Genomic DNA, 15,763 nt, shown 5'->3' on the forward strand with positions numbered 1-15,763 from the left:
CTTTTTTGTTCATCGTCTGTCTATCCTTCCCGTTAGGGGTCAATGATAAACAGTTACACAGATTTAATTACAGTCTCTTTACTGAGCATGTGGATGGTGGCAATTCTAGGGCTGGCAGCGCTACGTTTTACCTCTGCTCGACTATTTGAACGTGCGACGCCGGTTCAGAGAACATCATCTATTTGGCTGTATCTGCTATTTGCTTGTGCCTGCTTTTCAGGTTCTGTGCTGGCGTTTTTCGCGATTGTATTTATCCCTGATGAAGCTTTGCGTCAGCAGTTATTGCTGTTAGGTCTGTTATCCATTGTTGCCATCTCATCCAGTATTGCTTTTGCAGTAAATTTTTGGTTGTTTGTCTGTTATGTGATTTGTGGGTTTTTACCCATTATTTACCTGTATTTAAGCGCAGACTCTGAGCTACTGAATGGTCTTGGATTATTACTGCTGATGTACTTGGTCGCAATGACTGCGGCTGTTACACAAGTGAATCGCTTATTGCGCTTGGTTTTACAGCATCGCGCTAAAAATCAGGAGCTCATCCGCACCTTACAAAGATCACAGCAAGAGACCGATGCTGTAAATATCGAGCTGACACAAGAAATTGCTAGCAAACACCTGGTTGAGCAACAGTTATTAACCGTGCAAGCGGGCTTAGAGCAACGTGTGAACAGTCGTACCCTCGAGTTAAAAGATGCATTACAGGCATTGGGGAAAAGCCAAGAACGTTTAGAGCTGGCTTTGGATGTCAGTCAGTTAGCGCTCTGGGACTGGGATTTGGTCAGTGATGAGATTCATCATACTCGCACCAAAGATATTTTTGGTTTAGATGATGATCAGGTTCGTGGTGTGCTCAGTGATTTGCGGCCTCTATTACATCCTGATGATTTACCTGTGCTGCGCAAAGCAATGACTGAGCATATGAAGCAGCGTACTGAAGGTTACATCGTTGAGTACCGCATCAAGCATCATGATGGTCATTGGGTGTGGATTGAAGACCGTGGTCAGGCTGTCGAGCGCAATGCTCAGGGCCGAGTGCTGCGAATGCTCGGAACTCGCCGTGATATCTCACAAAGCAAGAAACACGATGAGCAACTGCTGTTAGCCTCAAGTGTGTTTGATGCGAGCACTGAAAGTATTGTGATTTTAGATCCGCAGTATACAATTTTAGCGGTTAATCAAGCCTTCATAATAGTGACAGGTTTTGCTCATGAAGAAGTCTTAGGTCGCTCTATTTTTTCTTCAGATTTACCTGATGAAGTACGTCGACAGTATCAGCTGATTCGCTCAAGCATCGAAGAACATGGCAGCTGGCAGGGTGAGTCTGTTGCTGTACGTAAAAATGGCCAGATTTATCCACAATGGCTACAGATTCATATTGTGCGTGATAAAGAGGGGCATATTACCCATATTATCGGCTTTTTTACTGATTTGACTGCACGCCGAAAAGCTGATGAACGCTTAAATTATCTGACCCAATACGATGAGTTAACGGGACTAGCAAACCGGGCTTTATTCCATAAACATTTATATCAAGCCGCTGAGCATGCACGCCAAACCAACAGCCCGATGGCTTTACTGCATATTGATTTGGATCGTTTTAAAGTACTCAACGACAGTCTTAGTGTGGAAGTTGCTGATCAAGTTTTACGACATATTAGTCGTCGACTGACGCAGTTATTACCTGAGGCCAATACTGTCGCGCGCTTAGGTGGTGATGAGTTTGCAATTATTCTAGATAGCTATGTATCGATATCGAGCTTGGCGCGTTTAGCGACATCAATTTTATCGCATATTCGTATACCGTTAACGGTCGCTGATAACGAGCTGATTATTAGTGCATCCATCGGTATTAGTATCTTGCCTGATAATGCCCGCGAGCCGACTACATTATTGAGGCAAGCGGATATGGCCATGCAGTATGCGAAGCATTTGGGTGGTGATAATTTTCAGTTTTACAATAATCAGTTGCAAGCCAGTACTTTAGAGCGCTTACAACTGGAGCAGCAGTTACGCCGTGGCATCGACGAAGGGCAATTGCAGGCTTACTATCAGCCTAAAGTAACCTTAGCTGATGGCGCTGTGCGTTCGGCGGAAGCATTGGTCCGCTGGAACCATCCGCAACGTGGTTTGCTGGCACCGGGAGAGTTTATAGCGTTAGCAGAGGAAACCGGCTTAATTGCGGCCATGACTGAACGAGTATTAGATCTGGCTTGTCGACAGGCAGTTTTGTGGTTGCAGCAAGGCATGCCTATTCGTGTGTCAGTGAATGTCTCAGTCGCTCATGTGCGACAAGGTAACTTAGTGACTGTGGTGCAGCATGCTTTAGATAAAGCGGGGTTACCAGCCTACTTGCTAGAGCTTGAGTTGACTGAAAGTCAAATGTTAGAAAACGCACCAAATGTTATTGCCACCTTTAAAAAGCTACGAGAACTTGGGGTGCACTTATCTATTGATGACTTTGGCACGGGTTATTCATCGCTCAGTTATTTAAAACGTTTCCCTGCCAATAGTGTAAAAATTGATCAAAGCTTTATTCGTGATCTGACCAATAATGAAGAGGATGCCGCCATTACTCGAGCCATTATTACCATGGCTCATGGTTTGAACTTGTTGGTGATTGCCGAAGGGGTTGAAACGCAGGCGCAAATAGATTTCTTAAAAAATAATTTGTGCGATGAAGCACAAGGTTATTTCATCGCTCGACCTATGCCAGCTGAGCAACTGACTGAATTTCTTGTCGCACTTGAGCATAGGGTTGAAGTCTGAGTCCTAGTTGATTTGACTCACTAAGACTCAGAGCTAAAACGTCTTACGCGCCGCGGGTGTTACCACTGGTCAGGTTACGCATCAGCAGTGCATGTTCTAGGTTTACGTTTTCTGGGATGGGGATAAACAGCACATGGCCATCGCCCGGAGCGTCATCGCGGCTTTTGCCTTTTTGATCTTCGATGTATTTCAGATCAAAAGTGATGTTGCCTTGAGGTGTCATTAACTCAATCGAGTCTCCGACCGCAAAGCGATTTTTCACAACCACTTCAGCTAAATCACCACGACGCTCACCAGTCATTTCACCGACAAACTGCTGGCGCTCAGAGATCGAGTAACCGTACTCGTAGTTTTGGTATTCATCGTGCACATGGCGGCGTAAGAAACCTTCGGTGTAACCACGGTGTGCTAAAGATTCCAACGTATCCATCAATGACTTATCAAAAGGACGGCCCGCGACGGCATCATCAATGGCTTTGCGATAGACCTGTGCCGTACGCGCCACATAATAGTGCGACTTAGTCCGGCCTTCGATTTTTAATGAGTGTAGGCCCATCTGCACCATGCGCTCCACGTGCTGAACAGCACGTAAATCTTTGGAGTTCATAATGTAAGTACCGTGCTCATCTTCGGAGACGGCCATATATTCGCCTGGGCGCTGAGCTTCTTCCAGTAGGAAGACTTCTTTGGTGGGTGCGCCAACACCGAGGATAGGTTCAGCGGCTTGCATGAGCGCTGGGTCTGCATGCTGTACAGCTGCAATCGGCTCGTACTGATGCACGATATCGCCTAACTCGTTTTCTTTGGCTTCGTGGGTTTTATATTCCCAACGGCAGGCGTTAGTGCATGAACCTTGGTTGGGGTCACGCTTATTGATATAACCAGAGAGCAGGCAACGGCCGGAGTAGGCCATGCACAATGCACCATGGACAAACACCTCAAGTTCCATTTCGGGCACTTCATGGCGAATCTGCTCAATTTCATCCAATGACAATTCGCGCGATAAAATGGCGCGGGTCAAACCTTGACTATGCCAAAACTTCACGCTGGCATAGTTGACTGCGTTAGCTTGCACCGACAGGTGAATATTCATCTGCGGGAAATGTTCACGCACCAGCATAATCAGACCAGGGTCCGACATGATCAAGGCATCAGGGCCCATCGCAATCACAGGCTCTAAATCTTTAATAAAGGTTTTTAATTTGGCGTTGTGCGGTGAAATATTCACCACTACATAGAATTTCTTACCCTGCGCATGGGCTTCATTAATACCGATGGCCAGATTGGCATGGTCAAATTCATTATTACGCACACGCAAGCTGTAACGCGGTTGACCGGCATAGACTGCATCAGCGCCATAAGCAAAGGCATAGCGCATGTTTTTTAGTGTGCCAGCAGGTGACAACAGCTCAGGACGAAAGAGGGTCGACATAACAAAACTCAAGAAAATATAAATATTTGACTATTCTACCAGCCATTAACTGCCCAAGCGTAGTGCTTGAGGCAATTAATAACCAAGTAAACTCGTGGGACTTATAAGGCAGCGTTTTATTTGACTAAATCACGCTGCCTGCAGCATGCCCACTGGCCCATGCCCACTGGAAGTTAAAACCGCCTAAGTGACCACTGACATCCAGGACTTCACCAATAAAATATAAATTATCTTGTTTCTGCGACTGCATGGTTTTCGAGGAGACTTCTTGGGTATCTACACCACCGAGGGTAACTTCTGCGGTGCGATAACCTTCGGTGCCGGAGGGTGTGAGTTGCCAGTTATTCAGCCGCTCACCGATTTCAGTCAACTGTTTAGTGTTGTATTGCTTGAGTGGCGTATTAGTAAACCAGTGCTCGCAAAGCAGTTGTGCCATTTTGCGAGTAAAACATTCGCTGAGTATGGTTTTCAGCTCAAGATTAGGATGCTGCGCTTGTTGCTCCAGCAGCCAGGTGCTGGCATCTCGATCGCTCAGTAAATCAATGCCGATACTGTCACCGGGTTGCCAGTAAGACGATATTTGCAAAATAACCGGGCCACTGAGTCCGCGGTGAGTAAAAAGTAGATCTTCTTTGAAACTTTGACCATTGCACTGCACCACGCAATCATCCACCGCGGTGCCTGATAAAGCCGTGCAGAACTCTTTTAGCTGTGGGTCGGTCATCGTAAAAGGGACTAAACCGGCGCGGGTTGGCAGGATTTTGTGGCCAAATTGCTCAGCGACTTGATAACCAAAACCGCTAGCTCCGAGGGTTGGAATCGACAAACCACCGCTGGCAATCACTAAGGATTGACATTTAAAGGTTTGCTTATTGCATTGCAGAGTAAAACCATCAGCGTGCGCTTGGATAGTATTGACTGGCGTGTTGAGTTGAATGGTCGCGCCAGCATCCGCGCATTCACTCAGTAGCATCTCGAGAATATCGCTGGCTTTATTATCACAAAATAATTGCCCAAGTTTTTTTTCATGATAAGCAATCTGATGCCGCTGCACCATTTCGAGAAAATCCCACTGGGTGTAACGCGCCAGTGCCGACTTACAGAAATGCGAGTTATTTGAAAGAAAGTTATCTGGCTCAGTGTACATATTGGTGAAGTTACAGCGCCCACCGCCAGACATGAGGATTTTTTTACCGGCTTTATTGGCATGATCAAGCACCAATACGCGACGGCCACGCTGGGCTGCGGTCAGTGCACACATTAAACCGGCGGCTCCAGCTCCCACAATAATTACATCCACAGCTTGCACAGTTCGACACCTGAAAAATAAAAATTAAGTTTAACGGCTTTAGCTCGCACAGATGTATAAATCGATTGTTTCTCAACTGGAGAACAGCAATAGCGCAGTATGGCACACGCAAATATTTACAGTCCGCTCTTTGAAGTAGCCCAAATCTGCAGGTCGCAGGCATGGTCAGCTCATACGGTCATGCTAATCCAGCTTGAGGAATGTCCTTATCCTTAACTATGCAAAACAAACTGCCCAGTAAAGCAAGCGCCATCTTGGCCGTCTTCGGTCAAAATACGGCTGCTTAAACTGATCCGTGCTTTACCGTGACGTTGATACATATTGAAAAAACGAGTCCAAATTGCCTCATCTGGTGCATCACAAATAACGGCTGCATTCTTGAATACCGGTAACGGATAATCAATTTGTCCTGCCTGAACCACGATATGTGTGGTATTTATACCTGCATCACGAAGTCGCAAGTGCAACCAGCCCCAGCAAGCGAGAACCCCTGCGCAATAAAGACTACCGCCAAACATCGAATCTTGATGGTTACGGTTTTCAGTCAAAGGTAGATATAGCTGCAAGCGTTGATCCTGCCAGTCATGTACTGCAATGGCCAGCGCAGACGTTAAAGGAATATCGTGAGCAAATACCTTGGCTAAATGCTGGCAAGCACTGGAGTTCGATGGGCTGGGCATAGTAGTCCTCGTTGTGTTCAATATATAAAGCCAGACGTTAGGCTGCGTACAGTAGTCACTGAGTGATTATAAATGCACAAAGTGCCATACATCAGTGACGATAAGCGGTGAACAATTGTCAAAGTTTTAAATTAACGGTTCTCTACAGGTTAGAATTAAAAATCATGTTGTATTGTTTTGTTGATAAAAAGGAGATGCGCTTGTGGATGCTATAGCAACCAATAGTATATTTTTTGTTGGTGGGTTGTTAGTTGCTATCAGTATTCTGGTCAGCTCGGTGTCCTCGCGTGTCGGTATTCCTATTCTGGTTATTTTCATGGGCGTTGGCATGATGGCCGGTACCGATGGTGTGGGCGGTATTGTCTTTAATGATTACTCCTTAACCTATTTAGTCAGTAACTTGGCCTTAGCTGTTATTTTGCTTGATGGTGGGATGCGCACTCGAGTGGCTACCTTCCGCGTGGCGCTCTGGCCAGCCCTGTCTTTAGCGACTTTTGGCGTGATACTCACCGCAGGCTTAACCGGTTTAGCGGCGTCTTGGCTGTTTAATTTAACCCTGTTAGAAGGTTTGCTGATTGGCTCGATTGTTGGCTCGACAGATGCCGCTGCGGTGTTTAATTTGCTCAATGGTAAAAGCCTCAACGAACGGGTCGGTTCGACCTTGGAGATTGAGTCGGGCAGTAATGATCCGATGGCGATGTTTTTAACCGTCACCTTAATTGCCATGTTGGTCGCTGGTGAAACCAGTTTCAGTATGGATTTTTTTAGCAGCCTAATCCGCCAGTTTGGTCTGGGTACGTTATTGGGTCTGGGTGGCGGCTGGTTATTGCTGCAAATTATTAATCGCATCACCGTGGCTGATGGCCTCTATCCACTGCTGGCAGTCAGCGGCAGTATCATGATTTATGCCTTTTCTGGCGAAGTTGGCGGCAGTGGTATTTTAGCAGTGTATGTCTGTGGCATGGTGCTGGGTAATCGACCCATTCGTAACCGTCACGGCATTCTGCACATGTTTGACGGCCTAGCTTGGCTCAGCCAAATTGGTATGTTTTTAGTGTTGGGATTGCTACTGACACCGCATGAGTTACTACCGATTGCGGTGCCAGCTTTATTGTTATCTTTGTGGATGATCTTGTTTGCTCGTCCATTGTCGGTGTTTTTAGGACTCTTACCGTTTCGCGGCTTTAATACGCGTGAGCGAGTATTTATTTCCTGGATTGGCTTGCGTGGTGCGGTGCCAGTTATTTTGGCGGTGTTCCCGTTGGTGGCTGGCCTGCCCAATGCGCAACTGTTCTTTAACGTGGCCTTCTTTATTGTGCTGGTATCGCTGTTGCTGCAAGGCTCGACTTTGTCTTGGGCTGCACGTAAAGCTAAAGTTGATCTGCCGCCTGCGCCCGTACCGATTTCTCGGGTGGGTTTGGAAATTCACGCCACCAGTCAGTGGGAGTTGTTTGTTTACAGTTTGGGCAGTCAAAAATGGTGCATTGATGCGCAGTTACGTGAACTTAAAATGCCGAAAGGCACTCGAATTGCAGCACTGTTTCGTGATAACTGTTTATTGCACCCTAGCGGTAGTACACGTCTTAAGGCCGATGATATTCTATGTGTGATTGGCCATGAAAATGATTTGCCTGCGTTGGGACGCTTATTCAGTAAAGCGCCGCAGCGCGGCTTAGATATGCGCTTCTTCGGCGACTTTGTTCTCGAAGGTGATGCGCAATTGGGTGCGGTTGCTGATGTGTACGGTTTGCAACTGGGTGAACTCAGCCCGCAGTTGAGTTTAGCTGAGTTTATTACTCAAGCAGTGGGTGGCGAAGCAGTGCTAGGTGACCATATTGAATGGCAGGGTTTGACGTGGGCCGTGGCACTGATGGAAGCTAATAAGGTCAGTAAGGTTGGGGTGAGATTCCCTGAAGGTAAGCGTCCTGAGTTGCCTGTTTTTTGATGCTGGCGCGCCTCATATAAAGCACTGCATGGGTAGGCATAGTGCTGTATTGCTTGAACTCACGGGAATATCCTAAGCCGATGAAATATAGAAAACTGTTACTGATGCTGTCAATGATTTGCTGTCTAGTAGGCTTGCCGTTAAGCGTGAGCTATGCTGCTCTAACGGCCAGTGATATGCGCCAGGCACTCACTGATCTCCCAGCGCGTAAACTACCAGAAGCTGAACAACAAGCGGCGCAACAAGCCTTAGAGCAGGCTTTAGCTTGGCTTGATATCGTTGAGCGCACTGAACAAGCTCAGCAACAGTTGCAAGAGCAATTGGCTGGTGCTCCTAAGCAGATCGCTGAAGCGCAGCTGGCTTTGCAACGCCTGTTGACCACTCCGCAAGATGACCTCAGTAAGCGCCTTGCGCAGGCGTCAGTAAGCGAACTTGAGCATCTTTTATCGGAACGCAACCTACAGTTAAGAGCACTGCAGAAAGAACTGAGTGATGCTAATAGTCTAATTGTTACCGCACAAACTCGACCAGAGCGTGCCCAAGCGGAAATCAGCGGTAATCAGACGCGCATTCAAGAGATCAATGCTTTGCTGAAAACAGCAAAAGAGGGCAGTAAAGTTTTCAGTAATGAAAGAATGAGTGCGCTGAAAGCGGAACTATTGGCCTTAGAAAGTAAAAACAATTTACGCCGTGCTGAGTTAGCCGGTAACAGTGTATTGCAGGAACTCGGTAGCCACCGCAATGATTTTTTATTAAATAAGGTGCGTCGACAAGAGCAAGATATTCTGGCTTTGCAATCGTTACTCAATGAAAAGCGTCAAGCTGATTCTGAAAAAACCGTAGCCGAATTATCACTGGAAGTGAGTAAAGCCGGTTCAGACAGTTTGTTATTGCGCGAAAGCAGTTTGAATTTAAAACTGTCCGACTATTTGCTAACGATCACTGAGCGCCGTAATCAGCTCACCCAACGTAATTTACTGGTGCGCCAACAGCTCGATAGCGTCCAGCAAACGGATCAGGCGCTTGAGGAGCAAATCAGTGTTTTGCAGGGCAGTTTGTTATTAGCAAAAATTCTTTATCAGCAAAAACAAGCGCTGCCACAGTTAAGTTTTGACCGTACCTTGGCTGATCAAATCGCTGATACGCGTTTATATCAATTTGAACTGCGCCAGTTGCGCGACACCGTCAGCCGTCCGGATGAGTATGTGCAAAACGCGCTAAAAGATGCGCAGCCGAGTGATGAACAGGCCACTATGCGTGCAAGCTTGTTAGATTTAGTACGCTCGCGGGCGGAGTTATTGGATCGTTTAAACCGCGAGCTTAATGCCTTCTTAAGCGAATCTATTACTCTGCAGCTCAATCAAAAACAGCTGCAAAGTATGACTGCTGCGCTGCGTCTGACTCTTGATGAGCAGATGTTTTGGATTCCTAGTAATAAACCTTTGGATTGGGACTGGTTAAAAGCTGCACCTGCGCGCTTACAGTATCAACTCAGTTCGGTGTTATGGTCAGTTGAAATCAGTCAAATATGGCAGAGTTTAGTCAAGCAAGCGTGGTCGTTTATTCCACTGTTGCTGATGCTATTGTTAGCGGCTTGGAAGCGCTCAGCGATTTTACAAGCACTGCGTAATTTACATGCGGATATTGGTCATTTTCGTAATGATAGTCAGCTGCATACACCGCGAGCAATTGTTTTAAATCTGCTCTTAGCCTTACCAGGCACGATTGTTTTAGCAAGTATTGGGTGGATGCTCCAGGCTGATGGACAGGGGCATAATGTCGAGGTGGGTCGTGCTTTCTGGGGGATGGCGCAGGTGTGGTTGGTGTTTTATTGCGCTTACCGAATACTCGCTCCCAATGGCATGGCCTTGTTACATTTTCGCTGGCCGCGTGCACAAGTCGTCTTCCTGCAACCGCATATCCGCTCGTTAGGCTTAACTGCGTTACTGTTGACTGCGGTGGTGACTATTGCTGAAGCCCAACCCGCTGCGCTCAGTGAAGATGTGATCGGTATTGTCTTGCTGATGATTTGTTTGCTGCTATTGTCTTGGATTATGGGACGCCTGCTGTTGCGTCGTTACAGTAGTGATAACACTTCAGTATTTAGGCGCTTAATTGGTTTAGTGGTCGTGCTCTTGCCACTGCTGTTTGCTGCCGCGTTGATCTCAGGCTATTACTACACTGCACTAAAGCTTAGCGGACGCTTGCTGGACACCTTATCGTTGGTGTTGATTTGGGTACTGTTAGAAGCCGTGTTAGTCCGTGGTCTGGCCTTGGCCGCACGTCGATTAGCATGGAAGCGTGCTCAAGATGCTAAGCAAAACCAACCTAAAGAAGGCCTCGATGGTGAAGTGGCGACAGAAGATATGCTCTTGGATATTACACAAATTAATGAGCAGTCATTACGCTTAGCACGTCTGATTTTGTTGGGAATGTTTTTTATTAGCTTGTATTGGGTGTGGGCAGATTTATTATCTTTATTTGCTTACCTAGACAATATTACACTCTATGAAAATGTTGGAAGCAATGGTGCCGCGGTGCCGATCAGTCTGCGTGATGTCTTGGACGCAGGGGTGATTATCTTGATCACCTTTGCCTTGGCGCGTAACTTGCCGGGCTTATTGGAAGTGTTGTTTTTATCGCGCTTACAGTTAGCTCAAGGCAGTGCCTATGCAACCACTACACTTTTATCCTATGCCATTGCTGCTACGGGTTTTGTCGCTACTTTATCCGCATTAGGGGTCAGTTGGGATAAATTGCAGTGGTTAGTCGCTGCATTATCAGTGGGGTTGGGCTTTGGCTTACAAGAGATCTTTGCCAACTTTGTTTCCGGTTTGATTATCTTATTCGAACGTCCGGTGCGGATTGGTGATGTGGTTACCATTGGTAACTTATCGGGGACTGTCAGTCGGATTCGGATTCGCGCCACCACCATCACTGACTTTGACCGTAAAGAAATCATTGTTCCAAATAAAGTGTTCGTCACCGATCAGCTCATTAACTGGTCGCTTTCTGACACTATTACCCGCGTGATTATTAAGATTGGCGTGGCCTATGAAACCGATTTAGATTTGGCGCGTAAATTGATACTACAGGCCGTTCAGGAAAACCCACGAGTGATGCGTGAGCCAGCTCCGCTTGTGCTTTTTCTAGGGATCAGCGCCAGCACTTTCGATCATGAGTTGCGCTTTCATGTGCGTGAGTTGGGCGATCGTAACCCGTCTACCGATGAAGTTCTGAATCGCATTGTGTTGAGCTTTCGCGAGCATAATATTGAAATGGCCTTTAATCAGTTGGATGTTTTTATTAAAAACACTGATGCTAAAGAACAGCCATTGCTTCACATACCAAACAATCCGCTTACTGATAATCAAGCCCCCACAGCCTAAGTGCTGTGCAGAGCTGGAGTGCCTATCCGATGAAAAGCCTAGACACCCTTGAGTTTGACGCACGTTTTGCGCGCTTAGGTAATGCATTTTCTGCCGTTGTTACACCCTCGGCGACAGAGCATCCACAAATGGTTATTTGTAGTGCTGAGGCTTTAGCCTTGTTGGATCTTCCGCCCAGCACGGCAGATGATAAACGTTTGCTGCAGTTGGCCAGCGGTGAGTGGCATTGGCCGCACATCGAGCCGCGCGCCATGGTCTATTCTGGGCATCAGTTTGGCGGCTATACACCGCGTTTAGGTGATGGTCGTGGACTGCTATTGGGCGAAGTACGCAATAACGCAGGAGAACACTGGGATGTGCATTTAAAAGGCGCGGGACTGACGCCTTTTTCACGCAGCGGTGACGGTCGCGCAGTATTGCGCAGTAGTATCCGCGAGTTTTTAGCCAGTGAGTATTTATATACTTTAGGTATTCCTACGTCCCGTGCTCTGTGTGTGACCGACTCCCAGACTCAGGTCTGGCGTGAGCAGCGTGAAACAGCGGCGACCTTATTACGTCTGGCTCCGAGCCATATTCGCTTTGGTCATTTCGAGTATTTCTATTACAACCAAAAATATACCGAGCTCGAACAACTGCAGACGCATGTTTTGAATGACTTGTATCCTGAATGCTTAACCGCGGATCAACCTTTGGCTGCAATGCTCAGCGCAGTCGTTAAGCGCACAGCAGAGACAATTGCTTTGTGGCAGGCGTATGGTTTTTGTCATGGCGTGATGAATACCGACAATATGTCGATTCTCGGGCTGACCTTTGATTTTGGTCCCTATGCTTTTTTAGATGATTTTAAACAGGCGCATATCTGTAACCACTCTGATAATCATGGCCGTTATGCCTTTAATCAGCAGGTGGCTGTTGGTTATTGGAATCTTACTGCGTTGGCAGAAACCATGACGCGTCATCTGCCGGTTGAACGCTTACAAGATATTTTGGATGACTATGCCGATATCCAGCAGCAGGCTTATTTGCAAGCCATGCGTGCGCGTCTTGGCTTGATCGATAAGCGTGCCAGCGATGCAGCATTGATTGAAAAACTATTATTGCAGCTTAACAATAGTGCTGCGGATTACACGCTGTTTTTTCGCCGCTTGGGTGAGTTGCCGGTAGCTGAGGCACTAACAAGCATGGCTGATGAGTTTATTAATCGAGCTGCGTTTGATGACTGGAGCAGTGAGTTTATTGCGCGCACTGCCAACGATGCGCGGACTCAAGAGCAACGACGTACGCAGATGCATGCGGTGAACCCGCTGTATATGCTGCGCAATTATTTGATCCAAATCGCCATCGAAGCCGCTGAAGACGGTGACTATGCACCGCTGCATCAATTGCATCAGGTTCTTAGTACACCTTTTATCGAGCAAAGCGGCTGCGCAGAGTACGCGCAGCGTCCACCGCAATGGGGCAAGCATCTATCTATTAGCTGCTCTTCATAAGCGCAGTACCGGGTTAAAGTGCCATCTGCGAATGCTCATCTATAGCACCGCAGATGGCTATTAGGTACAGTTGTGCTCCTCTTACGCTTCTTTATAAATAGCAAAATTTCGCTATGGTTTTGCTGTCTTTAGCCGATTTTTAACGACATTTTTTATTGCACACAAATTTTTACTGTGACAGGGTTACTTTTTCGTAAGTGCGTACCCGTGACCAATGGCTGCGTTTTTTTGCATATTGCTGACGGTAAATATGTCTCAAACTGACTGACATTGGCGCTGAAAATTGAGCATAGATAAAGGAGCTCCTACTATGACCTCAGATAAAACGACCACAGATAAGTCGTCTAAAGTTTCTACCATCCTTCTTCCTGTATTTGTCCCTTCGGTCCTGGTCATCGTACTGATGGTGGTTGGTACCATGAGTAACCCTGAAAGAGCAGGGGCGTTGTTTGCCGATGTCTTGGCCTATATCACCACCACTTTTGGCTGGTTTTATATGTTGGCTGTGGCGATTTTCTTGGTTTTTATTGTTTCAGTGGCGTTTAGCAGTTGGGGCAATATCAAGCTCGGACCTGATCATGCCGAGCCTGAATACAGTTTCTTTGCTTGGTTTGCCATGCTCTTCTCTGCGGGTTACGGGATTGCCTTATTGTTCTTTGGTGTCGCTGAGCCGGTCTTGCATTACGCCTCACCACCAACAGGAGCAGCACTTACCGTTGATGCAGCGAAGCAAGCGATGCAGATTGCCTTCTTTCACTGGGGTTTCCATATTTGGGCGATCTACGGTTTAGTCGGTCTATCGTTAGCTTACTTTGCTTTCCGTCACGGTTTGCCGCTGTCGATGCGTTCCACTTTGTATCCGCTGATTGGTGAAAAAATTCACGGACCCATTGGGCATACCGTCGATACTTTTGCGATTTTGGGCACCATGTTTGGTATTGCCACCTCGTTGGGTTTATCCGTGGCGCAAATTAACGCCGGACTGAATTACTTATGGCCGTCGATACCGGTTAATACCACAGTACAACTGATTGCCTTGGTGGCGATTACCGCCTTGGCCACCTTATCGGTGGTGGCCGGTATGGATAAAGGCGTGAAGCGCTTATCCATTCTGAATATTGTGTTAGCTGTTGCGTTGATGCTGTTTGTTTTTGCCGTCGGTCCAACAGTCTTTATTCTCAATACCTTTATGGAGAATACGGGTAGCTACTTGAGCAATATTGTTGAACGCACTTTTAGTTTGCAGGCCTATACCTCGAGTGACTGGATTGGTAACTGGACGCTGTTTATCTTTGGCTGGACCATTGCCTGGGCGCCGTTTGTGGGACTGTTTATCGCCAAGATCAGTCGTGGTCGTACCATTCGCCAGTTTGTCGTTGGTGTAATGGTGGTGCCAACTGTCTTTACCTTTTTATGGTTCTCAGTATTTGGCGATACCGCACTGCATCTGATTATGGTCGATGGTTATAGCGAGCTGATTGGGCAAGTGCAGAACGACCATGCGGTGGCGCTATTTAAGTTATTTGAGCTGTTGCCCTTCACTTCGATCGTATCGTTCTTAACGATATTTTTGATTATTACCTTCTTTGTGACTTCATCGGACTCAGGTTCAATCGTGATTGATTCACTGGCATCAGGTGGTGTGACACAGACGCCGGTTTGGCAGCGTGTGTTTTGGGCTTCAATGCAGGGCCTCGTGGCTGCGGCCTTGTTGTTAGCTGGTGGCTTGAGCGCCTTACAAACAGCCAGTATTGTCAGCGCCTTGCCCTTTGCTGTGATTATGCTGATTGCTATGGTTGGCATGTGGCGTGCCTTGATTATTGAAGGGCATCAAGAGATGAGTCTGAGCCAGCATATGCAGTCCACTCCAGGCGGTTATAAGTCGGGTCCAGGTTATTGGAAAAAACGATTAGCCAACTTGGTTGATTTCCCGCAATGCGAAGCAGTAGAAAAATTTATTCGTACCACTGGTATTCAAGGTATGAAAAAAGTTGAGCAGGAGCTGGAAGCAAAAGGCTGGGTGGCTGAAGTTATCTTTGATGAGCAAAACTTGCGCGCGCAATTTCAAGTATTTCAGGAAGGTAAGCTGGAGTTCATTTATGAAATTCGCTTACGTGCTTATGCCATGCCTGACTTTTCATTCCCGATAACCACTGGCAAAACGGACGATGAGCAGTACTACCGCGCTGAAGTGTTCTTACGTCGCGGTGGTCAGGCCTATGATGTGTACGGTTATGATGAGCAAGATATCATTACAGATATTCTTGATCAGTTTGAGAAGTATCTGCACTTCCTGCATATCTCACCTGGCATTTTGCCGTGGAATATGGCCGAGCATGACGATGACTTGGTGGGGCATGGTGAAATTGGCGATGAAAACGCGCCATCACCTGTACCTGCATCTGCCGTGGAAATATTAGGCAAGCCGCTGTAAGACGGGGGAGTCTTTAAGTAATCTGTAGGTGTGCAATCATGACTGCACACCTACAGCCAGACGTAACAAAAAAGGCGGCCCTGATCAACAGTGCCGCCTTTTTTGTACCCTGATTTTTACCAGCTAAAAATTTCCCACGATGGAATACGTAATTCTGGCTTGTCGGCGCGGATTCAGATGTAAGGCTGCATTTTGCACTACTGGGATAGCGCTGTAACTAAATGGAGCTCGCTTGCCGTAGCAAAGACGTAATATCCATTTTTGCTTACGTCGGCTATAAAATAATCTATTGAGCCCGCCAGTATTGCGGTCATGATA

General features: G+C 47.0%; 8 protein-coding genes. 5 read left to right on the forward strand and 3 right to left on the reverse strand.

Translation table 11 applies throughout. The features are described from left to right. Positions 1 to 42: 42 nt before the first annotated feature. Positions 43 to 2,766, forward strand: a complete 2,724-nt coding sequence (locus tag JYJ62_RS13655; protein WP_205342796.1) for a putative bifunctional diguanylate cyclase/phosphodiesterase — start codon at positions 43 to 45, stop codon at positions 2,764 to 2,766. Positions 2,767 to 2,809: 43 nt separating this feature from the next. Here the strand turns inward: JYJ62_RS13655 and yegQ are convergent, their stop codons facing one another. From yegQ to JYJ62_RS13670, 3 genes are all read right to left on the reverse strand, one after another. Then, positions 2,810 to 4,198 (reverse strand): tRNA 5-hydroxyuridine modification protein YegQ, encoded by a 1,389-nt coding sequence (gene yegQ, locus JYJ62_RS13660; protein WP_205342797.1) that lies wholly within the window; start codon positions 4,196 to 4,198, stop codon positions 2,810 to 2,812. Positions 4,199 to 4,322: 124 nt separating this feature from the next. Then, on the reverse strand, positions 4,323 to 5,459 hold the full coding sequence (locus JYJ62_RS13665; RefSeq protein ID WP_420042850.1) for an NAD(P)/FAD-dependent oxidoreductase: 1,137 nt from the start codon (positions 5,457 to 5,459) through the stop codon (positions 4,323 to 4,325). Between the two features lie 260 nt (positions 5,460 to 5,719). Further along, entirely contained in the window at positions 5,720 to 6,187 is a 468-nt protein-coding gene (locus tag JYJ62_RS13670) for a YiiD C-terminal domain-containing protein (protein ID WP_205342799.1), read from the reverse strand. 202 nt (positions 6,188 to 6,389) lie between these two features. Between JYJ62_RS13670 and JYJ62_RS13675 the strand changes: the two genes are divergently transcribed. The 4 genes from JYJ62_RS13675 to JYJ62_RS13690 all read left to right on the forward strand — a co-directional run bounded on the left by JYJ62_RS13675 (position 6,390) and on the right by JYJ62_RS13690 (position 15,445). Further along, positions 6,390 to 8,132 (forward strand): potassium/proton antiporter, encoded by a 1,743-nt coding sequence (locus JYJ62_RS13675; RefSeq protein WP_205342800.1) that lies wholly within the window; start codon positions 6,390 to 6,392, stop codon positions 8,130 to 8,132. Positions 8,133 to 8,212: 80 nt separating this feature from the next. Further along, positions 8,213 to 11,521: a mechanosensitive channel MscK gene (mscK, locus tag JYJ62_RS13680; RefSeq protein WP_205342801.1), complete on the forward strand. Its 3,309-nt coding sequence runs from the start codon at positions 8,213 to 8,215 to the stop codon at positions 11,519 to 11,521. Positions 11,522 to 11,550: 29 nt separating this feature from the next. After that, positions 11,551 to 13,011, forward strand: a complete 1,461-nt coding sequence (locus tag JYJ62_RS13685; protein ID WP_205342802.1) for a protein adenylyltransferase SelO — start codon at positions 11,551 to 11,553, stop codon at positions 13,009 to 13,011. Positions 13,012 to 13,321: 310 nt separating this feature from the next. Next, positions 13,322 to 15,445, forward strand: coding sequence for a BCCT family transporter (locus JYJ62_RS13690; RefSeq protein ID WP_205342803.1), 2,124 nt, complete (start codon positions 13,322 to 13,324; stop codon positions 15,443 to 15,445). The last annotated feature ends 318 nt before the right edge of the window (positions 15,446 to 15,763 follow it).

Source organism: Denitrificimonas caeni, from assembly GCF_905120345.1.
Lineage (GTDB): Bacteria > Pseudomonadota > Gammaproteobacteria > Pseudomonadales > Pseudomonadaceae > Denitrificimonas > Denitrificimonas caeni_A.